The 6,179-nt window shown below is 74.8% G+C and carries 6 protein-coding genes; 5 read left to right on the top strand and 1 reads right to left on the bottom strand.

Annotated elements, in window-relative coordinates; genetic code table 11:
• Nucleotides 1-103: 103 nt before the first annotated feature.
• Nucleotides 104-595, bottom strand: a complete 492-nt coding sequence (locus H3C53_07725) for a flavodoxin domain-containing protein (GenBank protein MBW7916551.1) — start codon at nucleotides 593-595, stop codon at nucleotides 104-106.
• Between the two features lie 399 nt (nucleotides 596-994).
• Between H3C53_07725 and H3C53_07720 the strand changes: the two genes are divergently transcribed.
• The 5 genes from H3C53_07720 to H3C53_07700 all read left to right on the top strand — a co-directional run.
• Nucleotides 995-1,933, top strand: a complete 939-nt coding sequence (locus H3C53_07720) for an ankyrin repeat domain-containing protein (protein MBW7916550.1) — start codon at nucleotides 995-997, stop codon at nucleotides 1,931-1,933.
• Nucleotides 1,934-2,049: 116 nt separating this feature from the next.
• Entirely contained in the window at nucleotides 2,050-2,961 is a 912-nt protein-coding gene (locus tag H3C53_07715; GenBank protein MBW7916549.1) for an ABC transporter substrate-binding protein, read from the top strand.
• 34 nt (nucleotides 2,962-2,995) lie between these two features.
• Entirely contained in the window at nucleotides 2,996-4,438 is a 1,443-nt protein-coding gene (locus H3C53_07710) for an ABC transporter permease (protein ID MBW7916548.1), read from the top strand.
• Nucleotides 4,428-5,420 (top strand): ABC transporter ATP-binding protein, encoded by a 993-nt coding sequence (locus H3C53_07705; protein ID MBW7916547.1) that lies wholly within the window; start codon nucleotides 4,428-4,430, stop codon nucleotides 5,418-5,420. The genes H3C53_07710 and H3C53_07705 overlap by 11 nt, the downstream gene beginning before the upstream one ends.
• Nucleotides 5,417-6,179, top strand: a 763-nt coding sequence (locus tag H3C53_07700) for an ABC transporter permease (protein MBW7916546.1), incomplete at its 3' end; no start/stop codon positions are given. The genes H3C53_07705 and H3C53_07700, both read left to right, overlap by 4 nt.

Below are 6,179 nucleotides of genomic sequence, written 5' to 3'. Positions count from 1 at the left end.
GCTCTCAACATGAGTCCTCCCCTCGTTCCCACGCCGAATTGGTAGACCATCAGCCCTGGCCTGCGGCAGAGGCAACCGTCCCGCCCGGCGCCCCCCGCGGCAGCTAGGCGGCGAGGTCCGCGGCGATGGTGCTGGCCCAGGTCCTCACCGCCGCGAGGTCTCTGAAATCGCCGTCCGGGGCCTTGACGAGGCGCGCGACCAGCTTCTCACCCACGCCCAGGCGGGCCCGGTCGAGGCGTCCCGCGAACACCTCGTGGCCGCGCACGCGCAGGCCGGCGAACGGTGCCAGGAGCGCCGCCGCGTCCGGCTCCGGTTGCGGTGCCTCCTCGCCGAGGGGTCCACTGCTGAACAGCCATAGGGGCAGCGCCGCCAGCTCGGCGCGGTGCCGCTCCACCAGCCGCCGCGCCTCCGGCAACCACGCGCCCATGTAGAGGGCGCTGCCGAGGACGGCGGCGCCGTAGCCGGCCAGTGAACCCACCGCTCCCGCCTCCAACAGGTCGACGGCGTGGCCCGCGGCGCCGAGCTCGTCTGCGACCACCGCGGCGAGCTCGCGCGTTGCCCCATGCTTGCTGGCGACCGCTACGAGGACCCTCATTGCGCCTCCCGGCCCGGCGCGGATCGCGGCGCGGACTGCCGCCCGCCCGTGTGGCGAGCGTCCCCCGCGCGGCGGCGCCACGGGCCGCGTCCATGGTTCGCCCGAGGTCGACCGGGCGGCTAGGGTCGAAACGCCCGGCTGGCGGCCGCGAATCATGTTGTAGGGTGGGCGGCGAGGTCCCGCCGTGGGCGTCGTGAGCGTTGCGCGCCCGGCTTCGACCGGCTCGACCCGACGGGCCCCACCCGGCGTACCTCGTTGCCCGCCCCCCACCCTCCGTTCCCCACAACCAGCCTCGAGGTCGGGCGGCTACGTTCCGCGCGCCGCAGCGTGGGTACACCGCCGTCCGGTCCCGCCGGTCGCCGACCGCGACCCGAGCACATCCGACGGGAGCCAACCACCATGCCAACGAGACGCTCACCCTTCCTGGCGCTGGTCGCCGGCCTGGCGCTCCTCGCCAGCGCGTTCGGCCAGGACATCCATTCGCTTGCCGCCGAGGGCACCGTCGCCGACATCCGCGCCGCCCTCGAGGCCGGCGCCGACCTGGAGGCGCGCGGTGGCGGCCCCGGCTTCACGCCCCTCATGGTCGCGGCCGGTTGGGGCCCCACGGCCAACGTCGAGGCGCTCTTGGAGGCGGGCGCCGACTTGGCCGCCACCCTGCCCAACGGCACCACGGCCCTGATGACGGCCGCCACCCGCGGCCGCCTCGCCAACGTGCGCGCGCTACTGGCCGCCGGCGCGGACGTGAACGCCCGGAACCACGCCGGCGGCACCGCGCTCATGGCGGCCGCGGGCGGCACCGCGCCCGACGTGGTGGCCGCGCTGCTCGAGGCCGGCGCCGATCTGCACGCGCGCGACGCCGCCGGTTGGACACCGCTCATCCTCGCCGCCGACGGCGGCGTGGCGGGCAGCGTGCGGCTTCTCGTCGAGGCGGGCGCCGAGCTGGAGGCCCGCACCGACGACGGCGACACGGCGCTACTCCGGGCCGCGCAGTACGGCGAGGCGGAGAGCGTGACGGCGCTCTTGGCCGCCGGCGCCGAGGTCGACGCCCGGAACCTGAACGGCGAGACGCCCCTCATCGCGGCGGCGCCCTGGTTGCCGGAGATCGTCGCGGCCCTCGTGGAGGCCGGTGCCGACGTGAACGCGCGCAGCGAACTCGGCGTGACGCCGCTCTTGGCCGCGGCCCAGTACGGCGAGGCCGAGAGCGTGATCCTCCTGCTCGACGCCGGCGCCGAGCCCAACGCGACGCTCGACGGCATGACGGTGCTCGAGCTGGCCGAGATGAACGGCGCCGTGGTCGACACGGACGCGTACCGGCGCCTCCAGGCGGCGGCGCGATGAGCCGGGCGGAGGCGCCCGAGGCGCGTGCCGTAGGTACCGGCCGGGGAAGACCCTCCGGGTACTCTGACGTGTGCACCGTCGGCGAACTCCCGGTCGCACACCGAAGGAGGCTCGCGATGAGGAAGCTTGCGGTTGTCCTGGCACTTCTCCTCGGGTTCGCGGTGGGGGGCGCTCAACAGGCCATCACCATCGGCTCGAAGATCGACACCGAAGGTTCCGTCCTGGCGCAGATCATGCGCCTCATGCTCGAGGAGAACGGCATCGAGGTCGTCGACCGCTCCGGCTTCGGCACCACCTCGGTGGTCCGGCAGGCGCTGCTCGCGGGCGAGATCGACATGTACCCCGAGTACACGGGCACGGCTCTCACGTTCTTCCCCGACGCCGACCTGCCGGCCGACATCGCGACGCGCGCCGGCGAGCTCTACGACGCCGTCAAGCGCCTCGACGCCGAGGAGAACGACGTGGTGTGGCTCGGCCGCTCGCCCGCCAACAACACCTGGGCGCTGGCCGTCCCGAGGAAGCTCGCCGAGGCGAACGGCCTCGCGACCGTCGCCGACCTGGCCGCCTACGTCAACGCCGGCAAGCCGTTCAAGCTGGCCGCCAGCCAGGAGTTCGTAGACAGGGACGACGCCCTGCCCGCCTTCGAGAGGACCTACGGCTTCGAGGTGAAGGGCGATCAGCTCGTGGTGCTCGCCGGCGGCAACACCACCCAGACGGAGACGGCCGCCGCCAACGGGACGGACGGCGTGAACGCCGCCATGGCCTACGGCACGGACGGCGCCATCAGCGCCCTCGGCCTCGTGACGCTGAGCGACCCGAAGGGCGCCGTCGCCATCTACCAGCCCGCGCCCACCGTGCGCGGCGAGGTGGCGCGCGCCTACCCCCAACTCGGGAGCATCCTCGACCCGGTGTTCGCCACGCTCGACGCGAGCGTGCTCCAAGACCTCAACGGCCGCGTGGCAGTCAACGGTGAGAACCCGACCGACGTGGCGCGCGACTACCTCGTGCGAGCGGGGTTCCTGAAGTGAGCCGCGGTCAGTAGCGAGCGGGATGCCGACCGGCATGGGGGAGGCGCCCGTGGGAAGCCGGCATGGCGAGGCGCGCGCGGCGCCGCTGCGGCGCGCCACCGCGCCCTTCGCGGGTCGCGGCGTGCTCCTGCTGGCCGTGGCGCTCGGGCTGGCGTCCGCGTGGCTGCCCTGGTTCGTGCTGAAGCCCAACCGCCTCGTGGTCGGGCAGGCCGCCGGCCTCCAGCAACTCGACGCCTCGCTCTGGTGGCCGCTGCTGGTCGTGTGGCTGGCGGCCGCAGCGAGCGCTCCGTGGCGCGCCGCCGCGCGCCTCGTGGCGGTCCCGGCCGCCGCGGTCGCCACCGCCCTGGTGGTGCGCGCGGCGGCGGAGGGCGCAAGGCTCCTCGCGCTCGGCGAGCCGAGCAGCGCCCGCGTGTCGCTCGGCACGGGCTTCTGGCTCGCGCTGGCGGCCTGCTACGTGCTCTGGTTCGCCGCCACGCGCCTCGCGAGGGGCCGCAACCTCGTGCCTCCCGCAGCCGCGTTGACGGCGGCGTTCGTCGTCTGGTTGGCGGCCGGCGGTCAGTTCGCCGACCTCGGCCTGGCGCGCGAGCTGGCCGCGCAGGGTAACGACTTCCGCGCCGAGCTCGGGCGCCACCTGGCGCTCAGCGGCACGAGCCTCCTCTTCGGCGTCGCCATCGGCGTGCCGGCCGCCGTGGCGGCGCACCGCCGCCCCGCCGTGGCCGCCTGGCTGCTCCCCACGGTGGCGTTCTTCCAGACCGTGCCGTCGCTCGCCCTGTTCGGGCTCCTGCTGCCGCTGCTGGCGCGGCTCGGGCAGGGGCTCAGCGTCGGCGGAGCCCTCCTGCTCGGCCTCCTGCTGCTGCCGCTCGCGGCCTACCCCCGCCTGCCGCGTCCGGCGCGCTGGCTGGTCGTCGTCGTGGCGGCGCTGCCGCTGCTCCTGTGGGTCACCCTCCTCGCCACCATCGTCGCCGGAGCCGCCTCGGCGCTCTTGGGCGGAGCCCCCGTGGGGGTTGGCCTGCCGCGGCTTGGCGAGCCGCTCGCCGCGCTCGGCGTGCGCGGCATCGGGGCCGCGCCCGCCCTCATCGCCCTCACGCTGTACTCGCTCCTGCCCATCGTGAGGAACGCCTACGAGGGCCTGCGCGGCGTGCCCGAGGCGGCCGTGCAGGCCGGCCGCGGCATGGGCATGAGCGGACGGCAGGTGCTCACTCGCGTCGAGCTGCCGCTGGCGCTGCCCGTCATGGTGGCGGGCGTGCGCGGCGCCGCCGTGCTCGTGGTGGGCATCACCACCGTGGCGTTCCTGATAGGCGCGGGCGGGCTCGGGGTCTTCATCCAGCGCGGCATCGACCAGGTGGTCCCCGACCTCGTCCTCCTCGGCGCGCTGCCCGTGATCCTCCTAGCCCTCCTTGCCGACGCCGCCCTGCGCGCCCTCGGCGCCCTCCTCACCCCGCGCCCCCTGCGCCGCCTCGGTTCGCATGCCCGCTGACCCCGCCGCCCACGCGCCCGAAGCGCTCGAGCAGGAGGCGGCCATCCGCTTCGAGCACGTGAGCAAGGCCTACGGCGACACCGCCGCCGTGCACGACCTGAACGTCGCCGTGCGGCGCGGCGAACTCGTGGTGCTCCTCGGGCCGTCGGGCTGCGGCAAGACCACCACCTTGCGCATGATCAACCGCCTGGAACGGCCCACGGCCGGCAGGGTGCTCGTCAACGGCACGGACGTCGCCAGCCAGGAACCCGAGACGCTCAGGCGCGGCATCGGCTACGTGATCCAGGCGACCGGCCTCTTCCCGCACCTGACGGTGGGGCAGAACGTGGAGGTGGTGCCGCGCCTCCTCGGCTGGCCCCGCGCCAGGCGCCGAGCGCGCGCCCGCGAGCTCCTCGCGCTGGTCGGGCTCGAGCCGGACACGTACGCCGAGCGCTTCCCGCACGACCTCTCCGGCGGCGAGCAGCAGCGCGTGGGCGTGGCACGCGCCCTGGCCGCCGACCCGCCCATCCTGCTCATGGACGAGCCGTTCGGCGCCGTCGACCCCCTCACGCGCGACCGGCTGCAGGGCGAGTTCCAGGAGCTGCAACGCAGCCTCCGCAAGACCGTCGTGTTCGTGACGCACGACCTCGACGAGGCGGTGCGCCTCGCCGACAGGGTGTGCCTCATGCGCGACGGCGCCGTGGAACAGTACGCCCCCCCGCAGGAGCTCCTCAGCGCGCCCGCCAACGAGTTCGTGCAGCAGTTCGTGGGTCCGCTACGCGCCCTGAAGCGCCTGGGGCGCCTGCGCGTGAGCGAGCTGCTGCGACCGAGCCGGCGTGCGGACGATTACGAAGGCAGCGTCGGCGCCGAGACGGACCTGCGCACCGCGCTGGCCGAGCTCCTGCAGCTTGGCGCCTCCCGCCTCGCCGTCGTAGACGAGGCGGGCCGGCACCTGGGCGAGCTGCGCCTCGCCGACATCGTGGCGTTGGGTGACGGCGGATGAGCGCCGCCACCCTGAGGGCCGGCGCGCGGCGCCGGGCGTGGTGGCAACTGGGCGCCGCGCTGGCCCTCATCGCCATCGCGTTCCTGCTCTTCGCGCAGGAGGAGTGGTGGCAGCGAGCCCTCTCGGCCCTGTTCCCCGACCAGCGCCGCGTCCTGTATGGCCGCACCACGCTCCTGGAGCTGGCCGTGCAGCACGTGACGATCGTGGCCGCCAGCCTGGGCGTGGTGCTCGCCATCGGCGTGCCCCTCGGCGTGTGGCTCACCCGCCCCGGCGGCCGCGAGTTCCTACCGCTCGCCAACAACGTGCTGGCGGTGCTGCAGACCTTCCCGCCCGTGGCCGTGCTGGCCCTCGCCGTCCCCGCGTTCGGTTTCGGCATGAAGCCCACCCTGATAGCCCTGGTCGTCTACGGCCTGCTCCCGGTGGCGCGCAACACCATCGTCGGCCTCGAGGGAGTTCCCGCCGACGCCCTCGAGGCGGCGCGCGGCATGGGGATGGGTCCGTGGCAGCGGCTCCTCCGCGTGGAACTGCCGCTGGCGGCGCCCGTCATGCTCGCCGGGGTGCGGGTGAGCGCCGTGTACACCATCGGCACGGCCACGGTGGCGCCACTCATAGGCGCCGGCGGGCTCGGGGTGCCCATCATCGCGGGGCTGGCCGTCAGCAACCTGGCGATGGTCATCGAGGGCGCCGTGCCCGTGGCGATGCTGGCGTTGTTGGTGGACCATGCGGTCGGAACGCTAGGGCGCGCGGGAGTGGGCGCCG

It is taken from the genome of Trueperaceae bacterium, from assembly GCA_019454765.1.
In the GTDB taxonomy this organism is placed as follows: domain Bacteria; phylum Deinococcota; class Deinococci; order Deinococcales; family Trueperaceae; genus JAAYYF01.
This window is presented reverse-complemented; position numbering and strand designations above follow the sequence as displayed.